Annotated in this window: 19 protein-coding genes; 14 read left to right on the forward strand and 5 right to left on the reverse strand. The window is 74.5% G+C overall.

Annotation, left to right across the window (positions count from 1 at the left end; all coding sequences use genetic code 11):
* The first annotated feature begins 45 nt into the window (after window positions 1-45).
* A complete protein-coding gene (locus tag SNOUR_RS30745; RefSeq protein WP_067353475.1) occupies window positions 46-1,101 on the forward strand; it encodes an LLM class F420-dependent oxidoreductase in 1,056 nt (351 codons plus the stop codon).
* 258 nt (window positions 1,102-1,359) lie between these two features.
* Window positions 1,360-2,148, forward strand: a complete 789-nt coding sequence (locus SNOUR_RS30750) for a hypothetical protein (RefSeq protein WP_067353478.1) — start codon at window positions 1,360-1,362, stop codon at window positions 2,146-2,148.
* Window positions 2,149-2,169: 21 nt separating this feature from the next.
* Here the strand turns inward: SNOUR_RS30750 and corA are convergent, their stop codons facing one another.
* Window positions 2,170-3,162: a magnesium/cobalt transporter CorA gene (gene corA / locus SNOUR_RS30755; RefSeq protein ID WP_067353482.1), complete on the reverse strand. Its 993-nt coding sequence runs from the start codon at window positions 3,160-3,162 to the stop codon at window positions 2,170-2,172.
* Window positions 3,163-3,301: 139 nt separating this feature from the next.
* On the opposite strand from corA, the gene SNOUR_RS30760 reads away from it, so the two are divergent.
* The 4 genes from SNOUR_RS30760 to mshC all read left to right on the forward strand — a co-directional run bounded on the left by SNOUR_RS30760 (window position 3,302) and on the right by mshC (window position 7,046).
* A complete protein-coding gene (locus SNOUR_RS30760; protein WP_067353484.1) occupies window positions 3,302-4,000 on the forward strand; it encodes a histidine phosphatase family protein in 699 nt (232 codons plus the stop codon).
* Window positions 4,001-4,130: 130 nt separating this feature from the next.
* Window positions 4,131-4,721 (forward strand): Rv2134c family protein, encoded by a 591-nt coding sequence (locus tag SNOUR_RS30765; protein ID WP_067353486.1) that lies wholly within the window; start codon window positions 4,131-4,133, stop codon window positions 4,719-4,721.
* Window positions 4,685-5,602 (forward strand): Rv2133c family protein, encoded by a 918-nt coding sequence (locus SNOUR_RS30770; RefSeq protein WP_167739076.1) that lies wholly within the window; start codon window positions 4,685-4,687, stop codon window positions 5,600-5,602. Before SNOUR_RS30765 ends, SNOUR_RS30770 begins: the two co-directional genes overlap by 37 nt.
* 214 nt (window positions 5,603-5,816) lie before the next feature.
* A complete protein-coding gene (gene mshC / locus SNOUR_RS30775; RefSeq protein ID WP_067353493.1) occupies window positions 5,817-7,046 on the forward strand; it encodes a cysteine--1-D-myo-inosityl 2-amino-2-deoxy-alpha-D-glucopyranoside ligase in 1,230 nt (409 codons plus the stop codon).
* Window positions 7,047-7,134: 88 nt separating this feature from the next.
* On the opposite strand, the gene SNOUR_RS30780 is transcribed toward mshC, so the two are convergent.
* Entirely contained in the window at window positions 7,135-8,238 is a 1,104-nt protein-coding gene (locus SNOUR_RS30780; protein WP_079142974.1) for a PAC2 family protein, read from the reverse strand.
* A gap of 319 nt (window positions 8,239-8,557) precedes the next feature.
* Between SNOUR_RS30780 and SNOUR_RS30785 the strand changes: the two genes are divergently transcribed.
* The 8 genes from SNOUR_RS30785 (at window position 8,558) to SNOUR_RS30820 (ending at window position 17,393) form a co-directional block, all read left to right on the forward strand.
* Window positions 8,558-9,889 carry an enolase C-terminal domain-like protein gene (locus SNOUR_RS30785; protein WP_067353496.1) on the forward strand — a complete coding sequence of 444 codons (1,332 nt, stop codon included), beginning with the start codon at window positions 8,558-8,560 and terminating at the stop codon, window positions 9,887-9,889.
* The gene (locus SNOUR_RS30790; protein ID WP_067358939.1) at window positions 9,886-10,671 is read left to right on the forward strand and encodes an SDR family NAD(P)-dependent oxidoreductase; all 786 of its coding nucleotides are present in this window, start codon (window positions 9,886-9,888) and stop codon (window positions 10,669-10,671) included. Before SNOUR_RS30785 ends, SNOUR_RS30790 begins: the two co-directional genes overlap by 4 nt.
* Window positions 10,672-10,786: 115 nt before the next feature.
* The gene (locus SNOUR_RS30795) at window positions 10,787-11,839 is read left to right on the forward strand and encodes a sugar ABC transporter substrate-binding protein (RefSeq protein WP_067353499.1); all 1,053 of its coding nucleotides are present in this window, start codon (window positions 10,787-10,789) and stop codon (window positions 11,837-11,839) included.
* Complete coding sequence (locus tag SNOUR_RS30800; RefSeq protein ID WP_079142975.1) at window positions 11,836-13,467, forward strand: sugar ABC transporter ATP-binding protein; 1,632 nt, start codon at window positions 11,836-11,838, stop codon at window positions 13,465-13,467. Before SNOUR_RS30795 ends, SNOUR_RS30800 begins: the two co-directional genes overlap by 4 nt.
* Complete coding sequence (locus tag SNOUR_RS30805; RefSeq protein WP_067353501.1) at window positions 13,464-14,495, forward strand: ABC transporter permease; 1,032 nt, start codon at window positions 13,464-13,466, stop codon at window positions 14,493-14,495. Before SNOUR_RS30800 ends, SNOUR_RS30805 begins: the two co-directional genes overlap by 4 nt.
* A gap of 13 nt (window positions 14,496-14,508) precedes the next feature.
* Window positions 14,509-15,522, forward strand: a complete 1,014-nt coding sequence (locus tag SNOUR_RS30810; protein ID WP_067353504.1) for an aldo/keto reductase — start codon at window positions 14,509-14,511, stop codon at window positions 15,520-15,522.
* Between the two features lie 37 nt (window positions 15,523-15,559).
* Window positions 15,560-16,408, forward strand: coding sequence for an amidohydrolase family protein (locus SNOUR_RS30815; protein ID WP_067353507.1), 849 nt, complete (start codon window positions 15,560-15,562; stop codon window positions 16,406-16,408).
* A 199-nt stretch (window positions 16,409-16,607) separates the two neighbouring features.
* Entirely contained in the window at window positions 16,608-17,393 is a 786-nt protein-coding gene (locus tag SNOUR_RS30820) for an SDR family NAD(P)-dependent oxidoreductase (RefSeq protein ID WP_067353510.1), read from the forward strand.
* A gap of 19 nt (window positions 17,394-17,412) precedes the next feature.
* Here the strand turns inward: SNOUR_RS30820 and SNOUR_RS30825 are convergent, their stop codons facing one another.
* The 3 genes from SNOUR_RS30825 to SNOUR_RS30835 all read right to left on the reverse strand — a co-directional run bounded on the left by SNOUR_RS30825 (window position 17,413) and on the right by SNOUR_RS30835 (window position 21,143).
* Window positions 17,413-18,084 (reverse strand): FadR/GntR family transcriptional regulator, encoded by a 672-nt coding sequence (locus SNOUR_RS30825; RefSeq protein ID WP_067353513.1) that lies wholly within the window; start codon window positions 18,082-18,084, stop codon window positions 17,413-17,415.
* A gap of 90 nt (window positions 18,085-18,174) precedes the next feature.
* Window positions 18,175-19,320: an LLM class flavin-dependent oxidoreductase gene (locus SNOUR_RS30830; protein WP_067353516.1), complete on the reverse strand. Its 1,146-nt coding sequence runs from the start codon at window positions 19,318-19,320 to the stop codon at window positions 18,175-18,177.
* A 218-nt stretch (window positions 19,321-19,538) separates the two neighbouring features.
* On the reverse strand, window positions 19,539-21,143 hold the full coding sequence (locus tag SNOUR_RS30835) for a glycerol-3-phosphate dehydrogenase/oxidase (protein ID WP_067353518.1): 1,605 nt from the start codon (window positions 21,141-21,143) through the stop codon (window positions 19,539-19,541).
* Window positions 21,144-21,147 lie beyond the last annotated feature (4 nt).

Raw genomic sequence — 21,147 nt, forward strand, 5'->3', positions numbered from 1 at the left:
AGAGTCCCCGCAACAGCGACGTTACTGATGGGTAAGGGGAGCGGCATGAGGCTCGGCATCAACCTCGGCTACTGGGGCGCCGGCATGGACTCCGACAATCTCGCGGTGGCGCAGGAGGCCGACCGCCTCGGCTACGCGGTCTGCTGGGCGGCCGAGGCGTACGGCTCCGACGCCCCCACGGTGCTCTCCTGGGTGGCCGCGCAGACCGAGCGGATCGACGTCGGTTCGGCGATCTTCCAGATCCCGGCCCGCACGCCCGCGATGACCGCGATGACCGCGGCGACCCTGGACTCGCTCTCCGGCGGCCGCTTCCGGCTCGGCCTGGGCGTCTCCGGCCCGCAGGTCTCCGAGGGCTGGTACGGCGTGAAGTTCGACAAGCCGCTGGCCCGCACCCGGGAGTACGTGGAGATCGTCCGCAGGGCCATGTCCCGCGAGCGGCTCTCCTACGAGGGCGAGCACTGGACGCTGCCGCTGCCGGGCGGTCCGGGCAAGCCGATCAAGCTCACCGTCCACCCGCAGCGCGAGCACATCCCGCTCTACATCGCCGCGATCGGGCCCAAGAACCTCCGGCAGACCGGCGAGATCGCCGACGGCGCGCTGCTGATCTTCCCCTCCGCCGACCACCTGGAGGAGACCGCGATCTCCCACATCCGGGCGGGCCGGGAGGCGGCCGGCAAGACCATGGACGGCTTCGACGTCTGCCCCACCCTCCCGCTGGCCCTCGGCGAGGACAAGGACGTCAGCGCGCTCGCCGACACCTTCCGCCCGTACACCGCGCTGTACGTCGGCGGCATGGGCAGCCGGAAGCAGAACTTCTACAACCAGCTCGCGCAGCGGATGGGGTACGAGAAGGAGGCCGCCGAGATCCAGGACAAGTACCTGGCCGGGGACAAGGCCGGCGCCGCCGCCGCCGTCCCCGAGCGGCTGATCGACCAGACCACCATGCTCGGCTCGGTCGACCGGATCGCCGAGCGGATGCAGGCGTACGCGGCGGCCGGGGTGACCACCCTGACCGTGACGCCGGCCGGGTTCACGCTGGAGGAGCGGATGGCCGCGCTCCGCGCGGGCACCGAGGCCCTGGAGCGGGCCGGCCTGGCGTAGCCCCGGACGGGGCCCGGACGCGCGAGAGCCCGGCGCCTGGGCGCCGGGCGGGGGAAGCGCTGCGGCCGTGGTGGGGGCTCGGGGGTCTTCCCCGCCACGGCCGTCACGGAACTCAACGGCTCAGGGGCGGGCGGGTTACGGGGCCCGCCCCGCGCGGGTCAGGCGAACGGGCGCAGCCGGCCGCGCCCCCGGTTGCCGGCGGCGAAAGGCGGCATTTGGCTTTCCCTCTACGGGCGTGTCCGTTCGGAGGTGACGCTGATGTTCTCGGCCAGGAGCCTGTTCCAGGAGATCGTCGACAACGACGCCTCCTACCGTCTCTTCTGCTCCATCGCGGCCAGCGGGGAGGCGCAGGGCGGCTGGGAGAACGGGCGGATCGCCGCGCTGCTCCCGGACTCCCAGCGCGCCCTGGCGCCCAAGGTCGCCCGGCACGGCGCCGACGAGGACAAGCACGGCCGGATCTTCGGCGCCCTGCTCCGCAAGCGCGGGCTGACGCCCGTCGAGATCCCCGCCGCCACCGACTACACCATGCTGCTGGAGCGGCGGGGCATCGGGCTGGCCCACGACAAGCTCCGCCGCGACGAGCCGCTCAGCGAGCGGGACGTCGTCACCTACCTCGCGCACAGCCGGGTCACCGAGCAGCGCGCGGCCGAGCAGATGGTGCTGCTGCGCAGGTACTTCGGCGACCACCCCGAGGTGGGCCGGGCGGTCCGGATGATCTGCCACGACGAGGAGAACCACCTCGCGTACTGCCACGAGGAACTGCTCCGGCTGGCCAGGGCCGGGCACGGGCGGGCGATCCAGCGGACCCTGCGGGAGTGCGCACTGGCCGAGATCGCCGTCCACCGGGACGTCAGCCTGGCCGTGATGGCGCGGATGGGCCGCATCCTGGGATGGTCGAGGGCCAGGTCCGCGCTGCTCCGGGCCGGGATCGCGGCGCTCTACGGCTACGAGCGGCTGTTCGGCTGGCGGCGGATGGTCAGCCTGGCGATGCCCGAGCGGCGGAACGCGCTGGGCGGTCCGGCCACCGCCGCGCCGGAGTTCGCCTGAGCGGTGCGCCGGTCCGCCCCCTCACAGCCAGCCGCGGCGCTTGAACAGCCGGTAGAGCGAGACCTCGATGACCGCCATCGTCAGCAGGACCATCGGGTAGCCCAGTGACCAGGACAGTTCCGGCATGTCCCGGAAGTTCATGCCGTAGATGCCCGCGATCAGGGTCGGCACCGCGGCCAGCGCGGCCCACGCCGAGATCTTGCGCATGTCGTCGTTCTGCCGGACCCCCATCTGCGCCAGATGGGCGGCCAGGATGTCCGACAGCAGCCGGTCCAGGCCCTCCACCGACTCGTTGGCGCGGGTCAGGTGGTCGCCGACGTCCCGGAAGAACGGCCGGGCGTGGTCGTGCACGAAGGGCACGCCGGGGCTCTGCAGACGGGACATCGGGTCGGCCAACGGGACGGTGGCCCGGCGGAATTCGAGGATCTCGCGTTTGAACGCGTAGATCTGGGCGGCGGTGTTCCTGGTCTCTCGGCGGATCGGGGCGAACACCTCCGCCTCCAACTCCTCAAGATCCACCTGGAGTTCGCCGGCCACCTCGATGTAGTGGTCGACCACCGCGTCGCTGACCGCGTACAGCACCGCCCCGGGGCCGTGCCGCAGGATCTCCGGATGGTGCTCCAGCCGCCGCCGGACCGCCGCCAGCGGACTGGCCGTCCCGTGCCGGACGGTGACCACGAACGAGTCGCCGACGAAGACCATCAGCTCCGAGGCGGTCACGGTGTCGGCCGTGACGTCGTAGGTGATCGGCTTCAGCACCATGAACAGCGAGTCGTCGTAGACCTCCAGCTTCGGCCGCTGGTGGGCGTTCAGGGCGTCCTCCACAGCCAGCGGGTGCAGCCCGAACTCGCTGCTGACCTGGTCGAACTCGTGCTGGGTCGGCTCGTACATGCCCAGCCACAGGAAGGAGCGGCCCTCCGCCCGTGCCGCCTCCAGCGCGCGGGAGAAATCCGTCGCGCACTCATGGCGGCGGCCCTCGCGGTAGATGGCGCAGTCCACGATCACATCAGGCATTCTCGCCCGTCGCAGGGGGCCTTGCCAGGGAAGCCGGGCCGGGGCGGGGACGGACGCAGGGCGGACCGCGGGCGGACCGATGGCCGTGGAGTGGGTCCGGCCACCCCCGATCCGCCGGACAGGCCCTAGTGTTGCGGTCATGCCCACGCTGATCCTGGTGCGGCACGGCCGCTCCACCGCCAACACCGCCGGGGTGCTCGCCGGTCGGACCCCCGCAGTCGCCCTCGACGAGCGGGGCGCCGCCCAGGCCGCGGCGCTGCCCGCCCGGCTCGCGGGGGTCCCGCTGGCCGTCGCCGTCACCAGCCCGCTGCAACGCTGCCGGGAGACCCTGGGGCCGCTGGTGGACGCCCGCCCCGGGCTGCGCCTGGAGAACGACGAGCGGATCACCGAGTGCGACTACGGCGACTGGTCGGGCCGCAAGCTCGGGGAGCTGGCCGACGAGCCGCTGATGGAGGTCGTCCAGCAGCACCCCTCCGCCGCCGCCTTCCCCGGTGGCGAGTCGATGCGGGAGATGCAGGCCCGTGCGGTGGCCGCCGTCCGGGACTGGAACGCCCGGGTCGAGGAGACGTCCGGCGCCGAGGCGACCTACCTCATGTGCTCCCACGGTGACATCATCAAATCCCTGGTCGCCGACGCCCTCGGCATGCACCTGGACCTCTTCCAGCGGATCTCCGTGGAGCCGTGCTCGGTGACCGTGATCCGCTACACCCGGCTGCGCCCCTACCTCGTACGGCTCGGCGACACCGGCGACCTCGCCTCGCTGGTGCCCCGTGAGGACGGCGGCGGGGCCGGGAGCGAGCGGGACGCGGCCATCGGTGGTGGTGCGGGCGCAGCGTGATCAGCGGGCGCAGTAGGGTGGTGCGACGGCGCTGCCCGCGACGCCCGTGTGATCCGCGCAGTACCCCTCCGGAACGCAGCGACCGCAGCGACCGCACTGACCCAGCAGTCGAGACAAACGGAGCAGGACGTTGTCCCGTCAGGTGTTCTTCTACGACCTACCGGACCGCTTCGTGGCCGGTACGGTCGGGCTGCCTGGCCGCCGTAGCTTCTTCCTCCAGGCCACCGCGAGCGGTCGCACCACCAGCGTCGCCCTGGAGAAGACGCAGGTGGCGGCGCTCGCCGAGCGGATCGACGAGCTCCTGGACGAGGTGGTGCGGCGCAGCGGCGGCAGCGCCCCGGTGCCCGCCGTCTCCCCGACCGAGATGGCCGACACCGCGCCGCTGGAGTCGCCGGTGGAGGAGGAGTTCCGGGTCGGCACCATGGCGCTGGCCTGGGACGGCGAGGAAGAGCGGATGATCGTCGAGGCCCAGGCGCTGGTCGAGCTGGAGGCCGACAGCGACGAGGACCTCGCCGACGCCGAGGAACGGCTGCTCCAGGACGACGAGAACGGCCCGCCGATGCTGCGGGTCCGGCTGACCGGCACCATGGCCCGGGCGTTCGCCAAGCGGGCGCTGGAAGTCGTCAACGCCGGCCGCCCGCCGTGCCCGCTGTGCAGCCTGCCGCTCGATCCGGAGGGACACGTATGCCCGCGCCAGAACGGATACCGGCGGGACGCCTGAGCCCCATGGAGCCCACCGCCGAACCGGTGCCCACGCCCGCGGACCCGCAGCAGCCGCCGGCGCCCGCCGACGAGCCCGTCGGGAGCCTGGCGCCGGCGCTGCTCGCCGAGGGCGAGCTGACCGTCCGCGGCCAGATCCCGGACGCCTCCAACGCGGTGCTCTACTGCACCGTCGAACAGGACGGCCGCAGCGCCGCCTGCGTCTACAAGCCGGTCGCCGGCGAGCGCCCGCTGTGGGACTTCCCGGACGGCACGCTCGCCCAGCGCGAGGTCGCCGCCTACGAGGTCTCCCGGGCCTGCGGCTGGGACCTCATCCCCACCACGGTGCTGCGGGACGGCCCGTACGGCACCGGCATGGTCCAGGAGTGGATAGCGCCGCCGGGGGACGGCGACGCGGCGCCCGAGCTGCTGGCGCTGGTCGCCGAGGACGAGCCGGCGCCGGGCTGGAAGGCGGTCGGCCGGGCGGACATCGGCGCCGGCCGCACCGCGCTGTTGGTCCACGCCGACCACCCCCGGCTGCGGCGGCTGGCCGTCCTCGACGCGGTGATCAACAACGGCGACCGCAAGGGCGGCCATCTGCTGCCCGGTGCCGATGGCGCGTTCTTCGCGATCGATCACGGTGTGACGTTCAACTCGGCCGACAAGCTGCGCACGCTGCTGTGGGGCTGGGCAGGGGAGCCGTTGACCGACGAGGCGTCGGCGGTGCTGCGCGGTCTGACCCGGGCGCTGGCGGACGGGGCGCCGCTCGCCGTCCGGCTGGCCGAACTCATCACGGACGCCGAGCTGGCGGCGCTGCGGGCGCGGGTGGACGGGATGCTGAGCAGCGGGCGGCACCCGGAGCCGAGCGGCGAGTGGCCGGCGATTCCCTGGCCGCCGGTCTGAACAGCGGCCCGCCGGGCGGCCGGTGCGGGCGTCGTCGCACGATGTCCCGACCGCACCGGATCAGGGAGACCCTCGGCACATGGTGCGGCTGACGCCGCACCATGTGCTGCCGCTTGCCAATGGCACATCCGGTGGCGGAACACAAGACCGCCTTTCCGGCCAGAGGGGCCCCTCCGGTTCGTATGCGGAACATGCATCCGGTTACGCTCAAGGCATGCATGCATGGCCCGCTTCTGAGGTCCCCGCCCTGCCCGGTCAGGGCCGCGACCTGAGGATCCACGACACCGCGACCGGCGGCCGGGTAACCCTCGACCCCGGTCCCGTCGCCCGTATCTACGTCTGCGGCATCACGCCGTACGACGCCACCCACATGGGGCACGCGGCGACCTACAACGCGTTCGACCTCGTTCAGCGCATGTGGCTCGACACGAAGCGTCAGGTGCACTACGTGCAGAACGTCACCGACGTCGACGACCCGCTGCTGGAGCGGGCGGTGGCGACCGGCGACGATTGGACCGCGCTCGCCGAGCGCGAGACCGCCCTGTTCCGCGAGGACATGACGGCGCTGCGGATGCTGCCGCCGCGGCACTACATAGGCGCCGTCGAGTCGATACCGCACATCGTCCCGCTGGTCGAGCGGCTGCGCGACGCCGGCGCCGCCTACGAGCTGGACGGCGACATCTACTTCTCGGTCGCCGCCGACCCGCACTTCGGCGGGGTCTCCGGCCTGGACGCCGAGGCGATGCGGCTGCTGTCCGCGGAGCGCGGCGGCGACCCGGAGCGCGAGGGCAAGAAGAACCCCCTCGACCCGATGCTGTGGATGGCCGCCCGCGACGGCGAGCCGAGCTGGGACGGCGCCTCGCTGGGCCGCGGCCGGCCCGGTTGGCACATCGAGTGCGTCGCCATCGCCCTGGACCACCTCGGCATGGGCTTCGACGTCCAGGGCGGCGGTTCCGACCTCGTCTTCCCGCACCACGAGATGGGCGCCTCGCACGCCCAGGCGCTGACCGGTGAACACCCCTTCGCCAAGGCGTATGTGCACGCCGGCATGGTCGCCCTGAACGGCGCGAAGATGTCCAAGTCCAAGGGCAACCTGGTCTTCGTCTCGGCGCTGCGCCGGGACGGTGTCGACCCGGCGGCGATCCGTCTGGCGCTGCTGGCCCACCACTACCGCAGCGACTGGGAGTGGACCGACGAGGCGATCCCGGAGGCCGAGGCCCGGCTGGCCCGCTGGCGGGCCGCCGTGTCCCGCCCCGACGGTCCGCCCGCCGAGGCGCTGCTGGCGGAGGTCCGCGCCGCCCTCGCCGACGACCTGGACGCGCCCGCCGCGCTGGCCGCGGTGGACCGCTGGGCCGCCGCGCAGCAGGCCGACGGTGGCACGGACGAGAGCGCTCCCGGGCTCGTCACCCGTGCGGTGGACGCGCTGCTGGGCGTCGCGCTGTAGGGACGTCCGCGGCCGGATACGACAGGGGCGCCCCCGCCGGATGGCGGGGGCGCCCCTTCGTCGTGCCGGCGCGGGGCCGGGCGGCCGGTCAGCGCTCGGTGCCGGGGTCCTCCGGGCCGTCGGCGTCGGTGTGCCCGCCGTCCTCGCCGGTGCCCTCGCCGGGCGCCGGGCCGTCAGCCGCCTGCGGGGGCGGTCCGGACTCCTCCGGCGACCGGGGCTCGCGCGGCTCCTTGGAGGCGGCGCGGGGGTGCCGGGTGCGTCCGCTGGCGGTGTCGCGGAGGTAGGAGCTGTCCCGGCCGTCGGCGACGCCGCCCTCGCTCGCCACCCCCGGGCCGGCCTGCGGGTCGCGGCGGCGCAGATAGCGCTCGAACTCGCGGGCGATGGCCTCGCCGGACGCCTCCGGCAGTTCGGCGGTGTCCCGGGCCTCCTCCAGCGACTGGACGTACTCGGCGACCTCGCTGTCCTCCGCGGCGAGTTGGTCCACGCCCAGCTGCCAGGCGCGGGCGTCCTCGGTCAGCTCGCCGAGCGGGATCCGCAGGTCGAGCAGGTCCTCCAGGCGGTTGAGGAGGGCGAGGGTGGCCTTGGGGTTGGGCGGCTGGGAGACGTAGTGCGGCACCGCGGCCCACAGGCTGACCGCCGGGACGCCGGCGTGTGTGCACGCCTCCTGGAGGATGCCGACGATGCCCGTCGGGCCCTCGTAGCGGGACTCCTCCAGATCCAGCCGGCGCGCCACGTCGGCGTCGGAGGTGACCCCGCTGACCGGGACCGGCCGGGTGTGCGGGGTGTCGCCCAGCAGGGAGCCCAGCACCACCACCATCTCGACGCCCAATTCATGGGCGAAGCCGAGGAGTTCGTTGCAGAACGAGCGCCAGCGCATGCTGGGCTCGATGCCGCGGACCAGGACCAGGTCGCGGGGGTTCCCCTTGCCGTCGGCGTCGCCGATGCGGACGACGGAGAGCCGCGTGGTGGGCCAGGTGATCTTGCGGACGCCGTTCTCCAGGAAGACCGTCGGGCGGTTCACCTGGAAGTCGTAGTAGTCCTCCGCGTCGAGCGCGGCGAAGACCTCGCCCTTCCATTCCCGGTCCAGGTGGGCGACCGCGGCGGAGGCGGCGTCGCCGGCGTCGTTCCAGCCCTCGAACGCGGCCACCATGACCGGGTCGATCAGCTCGGGCACCCCCTCCAGCTCGATCACCCAGCCCCTCCTTCCGGCCGGCCCCGCCGCCCTGGGGCGGCCGCCGGCAGCAGTTCCGTTGCGTGCGCTCCCAAGACTACGGCTTCCACGGTGCCGATCCGCAGCCCCTTTACGAGCGTGTGTGCGGAAAGGCCCGTCCGAGAGAGATCCGATCTGTGCTAAGGGAGGAGCGGAGGGCTCCGGTCAACGCCCCTGGAATTCCCGGTGGATTCGGGTACGGGGTCTGGACGCGGTCTCCGGGGCGGGTCTATACATCGGAGGACCGGGAAAGGTCCGATGTTCTCCGCGAGATCCGCGCGACATCCCAGGGGGCGTGCCCATGGCCGTAACCGACATCGTCACCGGGCTGGAGGTCCACGACGTCCGCTTCCCCACCTCCGACCAACTGCACGGGTCGGACGCGATGCACCCCGATCCCGACTACTCCGCCGCCTATGTCGTGCTGCGCACCGCCGACGGGCCGGACGGGCACGGCCTCTGCTTCACCCTCGGGCGCGGCAACGACGTCATGGCCGCCGCGATCCGCGCCCTGGCCCCGTACGTCGTCGGCCGCCCCGCCCCGGCCACCGTGGACCGGCTCGGCGCGCTGCACCGCGCCCTCACCCACGACTCCCAGCTGCGCTGGCTCGGCCCGGAGAAGGGCGTGGCGCAGATGGCCGCCGGGGCGGTGGTCAACGCCGCCTGGGACCTGGCCGCGCGGCGCGCCGGCCGGCCGGTCTGGGAGCTGCTGGCCGGGCTGAGTCCCGAAGAGCTGGTCGGGCTGGTGGACTTCCGCTACCTGACCGACGCGTTGACGCCCGCCGAGGCGCTGGACCTGCTGCGCGCCGCCGAGCCCGGCCGGGCCGGGCGCACCGCCCGTCTCAAGGCCGAGGGCTACCCCGCCTACACCACCTCGCCCGGCTGGCTCGGCCACGACGACGCGACCCTGGTCCGGCTCGCCGAGGCCGCGGTCGCCGACGGCTTCGGCCAGATCAAGCTCAAGGTGGGCGCCGACCTCGACGACGACCTGCGGCGGCTCCGGCTGGCCCGGGACGCGGTCGGGCCCGGCGTGCGGATCGCGGTCGACGCCAACCAGCGCTGGGACGTGGCCGAGGCGGTCCGCTGGATGACCGCGCTGGCGCCCTACGCCCCGCACTGGATCGAGGAGCCGACCAGCCCGGACGACGTCCTGGGGCACGCCGCGGTGCGCGCCGGGCAGCCGGTGAAGGTCGCCACCGGCGAACACGTCGCCAACCGCGTGGTGTTCAAGCAACTGCTGCAGGCCGAAGCGGTGGACTTCGTGCAGCTCGACGCGGTCCGGGTGGCCGGGGTCAACGACAACCTGGCGATCCTGCTGCTGGCCGCGAAGTACGGGGTGCCGGTGTGCCCGCACGCCGGCGGGGTGGGGCTGTGCGAGCTGGTGCAGCACCTGGCGATGTTCGACTACGTGGCGGTGTCCGGGAGTTGGGAGGACCGGGTGATCGAGTACGTGGACCACCTGCACGAGCACTTCACCGATCCGGCGGTCATCGCGCGGGGCCGCTACCGCGCGCCCGTCGCGCCCGGTTTCTCCGCCCGGATGAAGCCGGCGTCGCTGGCCGCCTACCGCTTCCCCGACGGGCCGGTGTGGCGGACCCGCGGGCCGCGCCGGGAAGCCGGGGTACCGGCGTGAACGGGCCGGCCGGAGCGGACGACTTCGCGGGCCTGGCCGCCCTGGTGACCGGCGGCGGTTCGGGGATCGGCGCGGCCACCGCCGCCCTGCTGCTGGCCCGTGGCGCCCGGGTCGCCGTCCTGGACCGCGACCCGGCCGGGGCGCCCCCGGGGGCGCTGCGGATCGCCGCGGACGTCACCGACGACGCCGGTGTCCGGGCCGCGGTCGCGACGGCGGTGGCGGAGCTGGGCGCCCTGCACATCCTCATCGGCAACGCCGGGATCGGCGCCGTGGGCACCGTCGAGGACAACGACGACGCCGAGTGGGGACGCGTCCTGGACGTCAACGTCCTGGGGCTGGTGCGCACCGCGCGGGCCGCGCTGCCGCACCTGCGGCGGGCCGCGGCCGACGCGCCCGGCGCGGTCTCCATCACCCACACCTGCTCCATCGCCGCCACCGCCGGGCTGCCGCAGCGGGCGCTGTACGGCGCGAGCAAGGGGGCGGTGCTCGCGCTGACCCTGGCGATGGCGGCCGACCACCTCCGGGACGGCATCCGCGTCAACTGCGTCAACCCCGGCACCGCGGACACCCCCTGGGTCGCCCGGCTCCTCGACCGGGCCGCCGACCCGGCCGCCGAACGGGCCGCGCTGGAAGCCCGTCAGCCCCTGGGCCGGATGGTCACCGCGCGGGAGGTCGCCGCCGCCCTCGTCCACCTGGCCTCCCCGGCCGCCTCCGGCATCACCGGCACCGCGCTGGCCGTGGACGGCGGGATGCAGGGGCTGCGGCCGCGCCCGGCCCGTTGAGCCGCCCCGGAGGCCGTCCGGAGGCCGAGGCCCGGAGGCCGCCCGCCCGCCGCCGTCGCCCCACGACCGCCGCCCACCACGACCGAGGGACCACCGACCCGACGCGAGGGACCCCATGAGACTGCGTACCCGCACCACCGGCGCGGCGGCCGGAGCCGCGGTGCTCGCCCTGGCCGTGCTGGCCGGGGCGGCCGTGCTGACCGGCTGCAACCGGGGCAGCGACGCCACCGGCCGGATCGGCATCGACGTGCCGCGCACCGACACCGACTTCTGGGACTCCTACCAGGACCACCTGAAGGCCGACCTGGCGCACGGCGGCCCGTCCGCGCTGCCGCTGGCCAACTCGCAGAACGACATCGGCAAGGTCGTCTCCGACGTCCAGGCGCTGACCGGCCAGGGCGCCCGGGCGATCGTGATCGCCCCGCAGGACACCGGCGCCATCACCGCCGAGCTCCGGCGCCTGGCCGACCGGAGGATCCCGGTCGTCAGCGTCGACACCCGCCCCGACGACGGCCCGGTCTACATGGTCGTCCGGGCCGACAACCGCGCCTACGGGGAACGGTCCTGCGTGTTCCTGGGCGAGCGGCTCGGCGGCCACGGCCGGGTCGCCGAACTCCAGGGCGACCTCAGCTCGATCAACGGACGGGACCGCTCGGAGGCGTTCGCGGCCTGCATGAAGCGGAGGTACCCCGGCATCACCGTCCACGAGCTGGCCACGGACTGGAAGGGCGAGGTCGCCTCCGCCAAGCTCCAGAGCCTGCTGGCCCAGCACCACGACCTCGACGGCGTCTACCTCCAGGCCGGCGGCGCCTTCCTCCAGCCGGTGCTGGCCCTGTTGCGGCAGCGCGGGCTGCTGAAACCCGTCGGGACACCGGGGCACCTCACCCTCGTCTCCAACGACGGCATCCCCGACGAACTGGCCGCCATCCGGGCCGGAACCCTGGACGCCACCCTCTCCCAGCCCGCCGACCTCTACGCCCGGTACGCGCTGTACTACGCCCGGGCGGCGCTCGCCGGCAAGACCTTCCGGCCCGGGCCGACCGACCACGGATCGACCATCGTGAAGATCAAGAACGGGCTGGAGGACCAGCTGCCCGTGCCGCTGGTCACCAAGGAGAACGTCGACGACCCCCGACTGTGGGCCAATCAGTCGGAGCAGGGGAGGTGACGGCCGCGCCCGGCGGCCCGGCGTCCGAGGATCCGGCCCGTGAGCCGGCGGCCGCCGAGCCCGCGGCGGTGCGGGCCGAGGGCATCGTCAAGCGCTACGGGCCCACCCTCGCCCTCGACGGGGTCCACCTGACCGTCCGGCCCGGCGAGGCGCACGCCCTGGTCGGCCGGAACGGCGCCGGCAAGTCCACCCTGGTGTCGGTGCTGACCGGGATGGCCCGGCCGGACGCCGGGCGGGTCGCCTTCGACGGGGTCCCCGCGCCCCGTTGGGGCGATCCCGCCGCCTGGCAGCGCCGGGTCGCCTGCGTCCACCAGCGGTCGATGTCCGTGCCCGGCCTGACGGTGGCCGAGAACCTCTTCCTCAACCACTTCCCCGGCGGCCCCGCCATCCGCTGGCGGGCGCTGCGCGGGCGGGCCCGGGACCTGCTCGCCGGCTACGGCGTGGACGTCGACCCGGCCGCCCGGCTCGAAGAACTCGGCGTCGAACAGCGCCAGTTCGTCGAGATCGCCCGCGCCCTGACGCGCGGTGCCCGGCTGATCGTCCTGGACGAGCCGACCGCGCGGCTGGACGCGCCCGGCATCGCCCGGCTCTTCGACCGGCTGCGGGAACTGCGCGCGCAGGGGGTGGCGTTCCTGTTCATCTCCCACCACCTCCAGGAGGTCCGGGAGCTCTGTGACACCGTTACAGTCCTCCGGGACGCCCGCCGGGTGCTGACCGCCCCGGTCGCCGAGCTCGGCGAGGACGCCCTGGTGGCGGCGATGACGGGGGAGGACACCGGGCACCGGCGCCCGGCACGCGCCCCGGTACCGCCGGCACAGCCAGAACGGCCAGCCCCGCGCACCGGCGGCGCGCCGGTGCTGCGGGCCGAAGGACTGGCGCTGCGCGGGCACTTCGGCCCGCTCGACCTGACCGTACGGGCCGGCGAGGTGGTGGGCCTGGCGGGCGCCGCCGCCGGCGGGACCACCGCGGTCGCCGAGGCGCTGGCGGGACTCCGGTCCCCGGACGCCGGGCGGATCACCGTGCGCGGCCGACCGGTCCGCCCCGGGAGCGTGCCGCACGCCCTCGACGCCGGCATCGGCTACGTCCCCGAGGACCGGCACCGCGAGGGACTGGTCCCCGCCCGCAGCGTCGCGGAGAACGCCACCCTGGCCGTCACCGGGCCGTTGGGGCCGTGCGGGACCGTCCTGCCCGCCCGGACCCGGGAGTTCGCCCGGCGGATGATCGCGGCGCTGGACATCAGGACCACCGGGCCCGACCAGCCGGTCTCCGGGCTCTCCGGCGGCAACCAGCAGAAGGTGGTGGTGGCCCGCGCGCTGGCCCGCGACCCCGCCGTCCTGGTCGCCGTCCGCCCCACCAACGGCGTGGACGTCCGGTCCAAGGAGGCGCTGCTGGGCGTCGTACGGCAGGTCGCGGACGGCGGGCGCGGCGCGCTGATCGTCTCCGACGAACCGGCCGACCTGCGGATCTGCGACCGGGTGGTGGCGGTCTTCCGCGGCCGGGTCCGGGCCGAGTTCCGCCGCGGCTGGCGCGAGGCGGACCTGGTGGCCGCCGTGGAGGGCGTCACCGCCGGCACCCCCGGCCCGCCCACCGCACCGGACACCCCCACGACGGAAGGGACCGCGCCATGACCGAGACCACGGCCCCACCGGCCGCCGACGCACCGCCGGCCGGCCCGGTGCGGCGCCCCCGGATCACGCCGGGCCGCTGGCGGGACTTCTCGCTCGTCCCGGTGATCCTGCTCCTCGGCGTCATCGGCTTCATCGTCTCGCCGGCCTTCCTCACCGGGGACAACCTCATCGGCGTGGTCCAACAGTCCACCGAGCTGGGCCTGTTGGTGCTGGGCGAGGCGCTGGTCCTGATCAGCGGGCGGATGGACCTGTCGCTGGAGTCGACGATCGGCCTGGCGCCGGTGGTCGCGCTGTGGCTGGTCCTGCCCGCCCACGGCGGCCGGTTCGCCGGCCTGGGGCTGCTGCCCTCCTGGACGGCGGTCCCGCTGTGCCTGGCCGTGGGCGCGGCGATCGGCGCCGCGAACGGCTTCCTCATGCTCCGGCTGCGGGTCAACGGCTTCATCGCCACCCTCGGCATGCTCACCATGCTGCGCGGTCTGCACCTGGGCCTCTCCGAGGGCCGTTCGCTCGCCGACGTCCCGGACTCCTTCGCCTACCTGGGCCGGACCTCCTGGCTGGGCGTCCCGGCCGCCGTCTGGATCTGCCTGGCCCTCTTCGCGCTCGGCGGCGCGGCGCTCGGCTACCTCCGGCACGGCCGGGCGCTCTACGCGATCGGCGGCAACCCGGAGGCGGCCCGCGCGGCCGGCATCCGCACCGATCGGATCACCTGGACCGTCCTGGTCCTGGCCGGGGTCCTCGCCGCCTTCGCCGGCGTCCTGTACACCGGCCACTACGGCGCGGTCTCCGCCAGCCAGGGCAGCGGCTGGATCTTCCAGGTCTTCGCCGCCGCGGTGATCGGCGGCATCAGCCTCAAGGGCGGTCGCGGCACCCTCTTCGGGGCGCTCACCGGCGTGCTGACCCTCCAACTCGTCATCAACGTGATGACGCTGGGCGGGGTGCCACCGCTGTGGACGCAGTTCCTCAACGGCGCGATCATCCTCCTCGCGCTCGTCGTCTCCCGCTTCACCAGCGGCGAGAAGCAGGAGTGAAGGGGCCGCCGCCATGAACCGTCCGCCCCACGGGCCACGGGAGTTGGGCCGCAGCGGCGTCGTCGTCCCGCCGCTGGGCCTGGGGTGCGCACCGCTCGGCAACCTCTACCGCGCCGTCCCCGAGGAGCGCGCCGACGCGGTCGTCCGCACCGCCCTGGCCACCGGCGCCCGCTACCTCGACACCGCCCCGCACTACGGCGTCGGCCTCTCCGAGGAGCGCCTGGGCCGGGCGTTGCGCGGCGTCGACCGCGCCGGCTACGTGCTGTCCACCAAGGTCGGCCGCCGGCTCCGCCCGCTCGCGCCCGGCGAGGCGGCGGCCGGCGAGGGCTTCGTGGCCACCCCCGCCCGGGCCCGCGTCCGCGACCTGACCCGCGACGGCATCCGCGCCACCCTGGAGGCGTCCCTGGACCGGCTCGGCGTGGCCGCGGTGGACATCGTCTACCTCCACGACGTCGAGGACCATCTGCGCGAGGTCTACGAGACCGGCTACCCGGCCCTGGCCGCCCTCCGCGCCGAGGGCACCGTCCGGGCCATCGGCTTCGGCATGAACCACAGCGGCGTGCTGGCCCGTCTCGTCGCCGACCTGGACGTCGACGTGGTGCTGTGCGCCGGCCGCTGGACGCTGCTGGAGCGGACCGCGGTCGACGACCTGCTGCCGGTGTGCGCCCGGCGCGGCACCTCGGTGGTGGTCGGCGGGGTCTACAACTCCGGGCTGCTCGCCGACCCGTCGCCCGGCGCCCCCTACGACTACGCCCCGGCGCCGCCGGCGGTCCTGGCCCGGGCCCGCCGACTGGCCGCCGTCTGCGCCGAGTTCGACGTGCCGCTGAAGGCGGCGGCGCTCCGCTTCCCGTTCGGGCATCCGGCCGTCGCCGCGGCGGTGGTCGGCGCCGCCGCGCCCGCCGAGGTCGCCGAGAACGCCGCCCTCTTCCGCCACCCCGTGCCCGACGGCCTCTGGCACGCCCTCGTCGCCCGTGGTCTGCTCGACCCGGACCTGCCGCTGCCGCTGGGGCCCGTCGCCGACGTCTGACGCCCCGCCCGCCGACCCCGACCGGGGGAGCCGCCCGATGCGCATCGACGCCCACCACCACCTCTGGGACCCCACCCGCCGCGCGCAGCCGTGGATGGACGGCCCCTGGGCCGACCCGATCCGCCGCCGCTACACCCAGGCCGACCTCGTCCCGCACCTCGCGGCGCACCGCATCGACGGCACCGTCCTGGTGCAGTCCTCCGCCTCGGACCGGGAGACCCTCGAACTCCTCGCCGTCGCCGCCGCGGACGGCCCGGTGCGCGGCGTCGTCGGCTGGGCCGACCTGACCGCCCCCGGGCTGCCGGACGCGCTCGCGGCGCTGCCCGCCGGGCTCGTCGGCCTGCGCCACCAGGTCCAGGACGAGCCCGACCCGGACTGGCTCGGCCGCCCCGACGTCCGGCGCGGTCTGCGCACCCTGGCGGACCGCGGCCTGGTCTACGACCTGCTGGTCACCCCGCGCGAACTGCCCGCCGCGCAGGCCGTCGTACGGGCCCTGCCGGAGCTGTCCTTCGTGGTGGACCACGCCGCCAAACCGGCCGTCGCCCGCGGCGACTGGCAGCCCTGGGCGTCCGCGCTCACCGCCCTGGCCGCCCTCCCCAACGTCACCTGCAAGCTGTCCGGGCTGGTCACCGAGGCCGACTGGTCCGCCTGGCGGCCGCGGCAGGTCCTGCCCTACGCCCGGCACGCCCTGGACACCTTCGGCCCGAACCGGGTGATGTTCGGCTCCGACTGGCCGGTCTGCACCCTGGCCGCCGACTACGCCGACGTCGTCGCCCTCGCCGAGGCCGCCACCGGCCGGCTCACCGCGGCCGAGCGCGGGGCCGTCTTCGGCGGCACCGCGACCCGGGTCTACGGCCTCGCCGCACGGCCGCGGACCCGGCCATGACACACCGGACACGACCTGGACAGGGCCCGTCCGGTGCGTCGGGTCGCGAGGCCGCGGCGTCCGGATTCCGCCAGCACCGCCCGCCGCCCTGTCGGAGGATCGAGCCGTACCGCGGAGGAAGCCCTCCGGAAGCAGAGAAAGCATTCCGGATCCCGCCGAAGCGGTACGTACTGCTCGGATTTCGATGTGAGACAAGGTGATGACGATGACGACGGCCACGACCCCCGCACCCACCGCGTCCGGCACCCGCCCGCTGACCGGCAAGGCGGCCCTGGTGACCGGCGGCAGCCGGGGCATCGGCGCGGCGATCGCGGTGCGGCTGGCGGCCGACGGGGCGACGGTGGCGCTGACCTACCGGGACCGGGACGACCTGGCCGCCCAGGTGGTCGAGGAGATCACGGAGGCCGGCGGGCGGGCCTGGGCGATCCGGGCCGACGGCGCGGACCCGGAGGCGGTGCGCGCCTCGGTCGCCGCCGCGACCGACCGGATGGGGCGGCTGGACATCCTCGTCAACAACGCGGGCGCGGGCTTCATCGGCCCCTTCGAGGGGATCGCCCTCGACGACGTGGACCGGTTGCTGGCGACCAATGTCCGGGCCCCGTTCCTGACCGCGCAGGCCGCCGCCGCCCACCTCGGCGAGGGCGGCCGGATCATCTCGATCGGCAGCTGCATGGCCGAGCGGGTGGCCTTCCCCGGCGGTTCCCTCTACGCCACCAGCAAGGCCGCGCTCGTCGGCCTGACCAAGGCCCTGGCCCGGGAGCTGGGACCGCGCGGCATCACCGTCAACGTCGTCCACCCCGGGCCCGTCGACACCGACATGAACCCCGCGGACGGCGAGAGCGCCGCGCTCCAGGCGCAGTTGACCTCGCTCGGCAGGTACGGGCAGCCGGCGGAGGTGGCGGCGACGGTGGCCCACCTGGCGGGCGACGGCGGCCGGTACATCACCGGTGCCGCGCTCGCGGTCGACGGCGGCTACGCGGCCTGACCGCCGGCCGGCGCGGCCCTCACAGCGACGCCCGCAGCCACTGCTCCACGCTGGCGATGTGCACCGTCGCCCAGGCCCGCGCCGCCTCGGCGTCCCCGTCGCGCAACGCGCCGAGGATCGCCCGGTGCTCGGTGAGGGTGCGGGCCACCGCGCCCTCCTGGGTCAGCCCGCGCCAGATCCTGGCGCGGGTGGTCGGGCCGGACAGGCCGTCCAGGAGGGAGCAGAGCACCGCGTTCCCGGACGCGGCGACGATCCGGTGGTGGAACTCCAGGTCGCCGGCGACCAGCTCCTCCACCGACGGCGCCGGGCCCAGCGCGTCCAACTGCTCCTGGAGCGCGTCCAGTTCCGCCCGCGCGATCCGGCCGGCCGCCAGGCCCGTGGCGGCCGGCTCCAGGATCCGGCGGACGGCCAGGAACTCCAGCACCGTGTCGTCGCGGTGGAAGTCCACCACGAAGCTCATCGCCTCCAGCAGGAGTTGCGGGTCCAGGCTGGTGACGTAGGTGCCGTCGCCCTGGCGGACGTCCAGCACCCGGATCAGCGACAGCGCCCGCACCGCCTCCCGCAGGGAGTTGCGGGACAGCCCCAGTTCCGCGGCGAGTTCGCTCTCCTTGGGCAGCCGGTCGCCCGGCCGCAGCGCACCGGAGACGATCATCCCCTTGATCTTCTCGATGGCCTCGTCGGTGACCGCCATGGTCGTCCTCCCCGTCCGGACCCGCCCGGACGCTGCGGGCCCGCCCGCAGACATCCGATGTCTGGGGGCATTATGGCCCGCGGGACGCGCTCAGCGCCCGTACCCGCCCGCGCCGCCGTCCGCCGCGCCGTCCCGCGCCGCGTCCCGTGCGTCCAGCGCGTCCGGTGCTCCGTCGGCCGCCTCCCACAGCGTGCTGGGTGCCTCGCGGCGGACCACGGGGGCGATCTCCTCGGCGAACCGCTGGAGCGTCTCCAACTGTTCGGCGTGCGCCAGACCGAAGCCGTCCACGGTGATCGACTGGAGGTCGTGCCCGTACACCGCGTGACAGCCGAGGATCTTGTCGATGATCTGCTGCGGCGAGCCGATCAGCTGCGGACCGTCCGCGATGGCGTCCTCGATGGTGCGGAACGGGGTGTTGTAGCCCGCCCTGCCCGCCAGATGCGGTTGGAAGGTCTGGGCGACCTTCGCCTCGTAGAGGTCCTTGTAGCGGGCGATCGCCTCCCGTTCGCTGTTCGCGATCAGCAGCCCGCCGGAGCCGGCGGCCACCCGGGCACGCGCCGGGTCGTGCCCGTACGCGGCGAACCGCTCCCGGTAGTGCGCGATCAGCTCGGCGTAGGCGGCGCGCGGCTGGATCGCGTTGGCGGTGAACAGCGGATCGCCGTACTTCGCGGCGAGTTCGGGGGAGTTGCGGCTGGTGGCGGAGCCGTGCCAGATCCGCGGCGGACCGCCGTACGGGCGCGGCACGGTCGTCACGTTCTTCAACGGCGGCCGGAACTCGCCCTCCCAGTCGACGTTCTCCTCGCTCCACAGCCGCCGCAGCAGTGCGTACTTCTCGGCCTGGAGGTCCCACTGCCGCTCCTCGTCGAGCCCGAAGAGGGCGAAGTGCCCCGCCTCCGCGCCCTTGCCGACGACCAGTTCCAGCCGCCCGCGGGCGAGTTGGGTGAGCGTGGCGTAGTCCTCGGCGACCCGCACCGGGTCGAGGATCGCCACGACGGCGACCCCGGTCTGCAGCCGGATCCGGGACGTCCGCGCGGCCAGCGCGCCCAGCACCACCGACGGGCTGGAGGAGAGGAAGGGGCCGGCGTGCCGTTCGCCGACGGCGTACGCGTCGAAGCCGAGCCGCTCGGCCGCCACGGCGGTCTCGACGACCTCCGCGAACCGGTCGGCGGGGGCGGGGAGCCGGCCGGTCAGCGGGTGCGGTGCATGGCCGATCAGGGAGAGCACGGAGAATTTCATGGGGTCCTTCCGGCGTGGGGGCCACCCCGGCGGTGGTCCTCCCACTGTGCGCGCCGGACGTTGCCGCGGTGTGTCGGCCGCGTGGCACGGTGCCGCCGGACGGCCGCGGCGCGCGCCCCGAACGGGGACGCGCGCCGCGGTGTGCTCCGGGAAAAGGGGTCGGGGCGGCCCGTGGACCGCCCCGACTCACCTCACCTGTACAGGATTCTGACTATGCGTCAGCGCTTCAGCATGCTCTCGACCCGGGTGCGGATGTCGTCCGTGGCCAGGCCGCGGATGGTCAGCGTGGTCCGGCGGCGCAGCACGTCGTCGGCGGTCTCGGCCCACTCGTGGTCCCGGGCGTAGGCGACCTGCGCCCAGATCTCCGGCGCGTCCGGGTGGATCCGCTCGGCCAGCGCCGGGTCCTCGTTCGCCAGCCGGGCGATGTCGAAGGAGAGCGAGCCGTAGTGGGTGGCCAGGTGGCGCGCGGTGTCGGCGGACATCCGCGGGCCGGGGGTGCCGCCGTCGATCAGCAGCCGGTGCGCGACCGCGTTGGGGTTGGCGATACCGGGCAGCGGGAGCTTCTTCGGCAGCTGCGAGATCGGCTCCATGTCCTCGGCCAGCGGGTGGCCGGGCAGCGCGGCGAGCTTGTTCATCACCGTGCGGCCGATGTGCCGGAAGGTCGTCCACTTGCCGCCGGCCACCGACAGCATCCCGCCGCGGCCCTCGGTGACCACCGTCTCGCGCTTGGCCTTGGAGGTGTCGCCGGGGCCGCCGGGCAGCACCCGCAGACCGGCGAACGAGTAGGTGATCAGGTCGCGGGAGAGCTGCTGGTCACGGACGGAGAAGGCGGCCTCGTCCAGGATCTGGGCGGTGTCCTTCTCGTTGACCGCGACGTCCGCCGGGTCGCCCTCGTACTCCTCGTCGGTGGTACCGAGCAGCAGCATGTCCTCCCAGGGGAGGGCGAAGGTGATGCGGTACTTGTCGATCGGGGTGGCCAGCGCGGCCTTCCAGGGGGAGGTGCGCTTGAGGACCAGGTGCGCGCCCTTGGACAGGCGGATGGAGGGGGCCGCGTTGGGGTCCTCCATCTTGCGCAGGTGGTCGACCCACGGGCCGGTGGCGTTGAGGACCAGGCGGGCGTTGACGCCGAACTCGGTGCCGTCCAGGCGGTCCTTGAGCTCCGCGCCGGTGACCCGGCCCTGGGTGAAGCGCAGGCCGGTGACCTCGGAGTGGTTCAGGACCGTGGCGCCGGCGTCGACCGCCGCGCGGACGGTCATCAGCGCCATCCGGGAGTCGTTCATCTGGTCGTCGCCGTACACGGCCACGGCCTTGAGGTTCTCGGTGCGCAGCTCCGGCACGTCGCGCTGGGCCTTGGCCGGGCTTATGACGTGGCCGACGCCGTCGCCGAACGCGGAGAGCGCGGAGTAGGCGAAGACGCCCGCGCCGAGCTTGGCGGCGCCGTGCGGGCCGCCCTTGTAGACCGGCAGGTAGAAGGTGAGCGGGTTGGCCAGGTGCGGGGCCACCTGGCGGGAGACCGCGCGGCGTTCGAAGTGGTTCTCCGCGACCAGCTTCACCGCACCGGTCTGCAGGTAGCGCAGACCGCCGTGCAGCAGCTTGGAGGAGGCGGAGGAGGTGGCGCCGGCGAAGTCACCGGCGTCCACCAGGGCAACCCGCAGTCCGGCCTGCGCGGCATGCCAGGCGGTGGAGATGCCCAGGATGCCGCCGCCGATCACCAGGAGGTCGTACGTCGCCTTGGACAGCTGCTCCCGGGTTTCGGCGCGGCTCGGCAGGGAACCGGCGGCCGGGTGCGTCCCGAGGGCCGGGACGCTCTGCAGGGTGCTCATGATG

Origin of the sequence: Streptomyces noursei ATCC 11455 (assembly GCF_001704275.1) — a bacterium.
GTDB classification, from domain to species: Bacteria; Actinomycetota; Actinomycetes; order Streptomycetales; family Streptomycetaceae; genus Streptomyces; species Streptomyces noursei.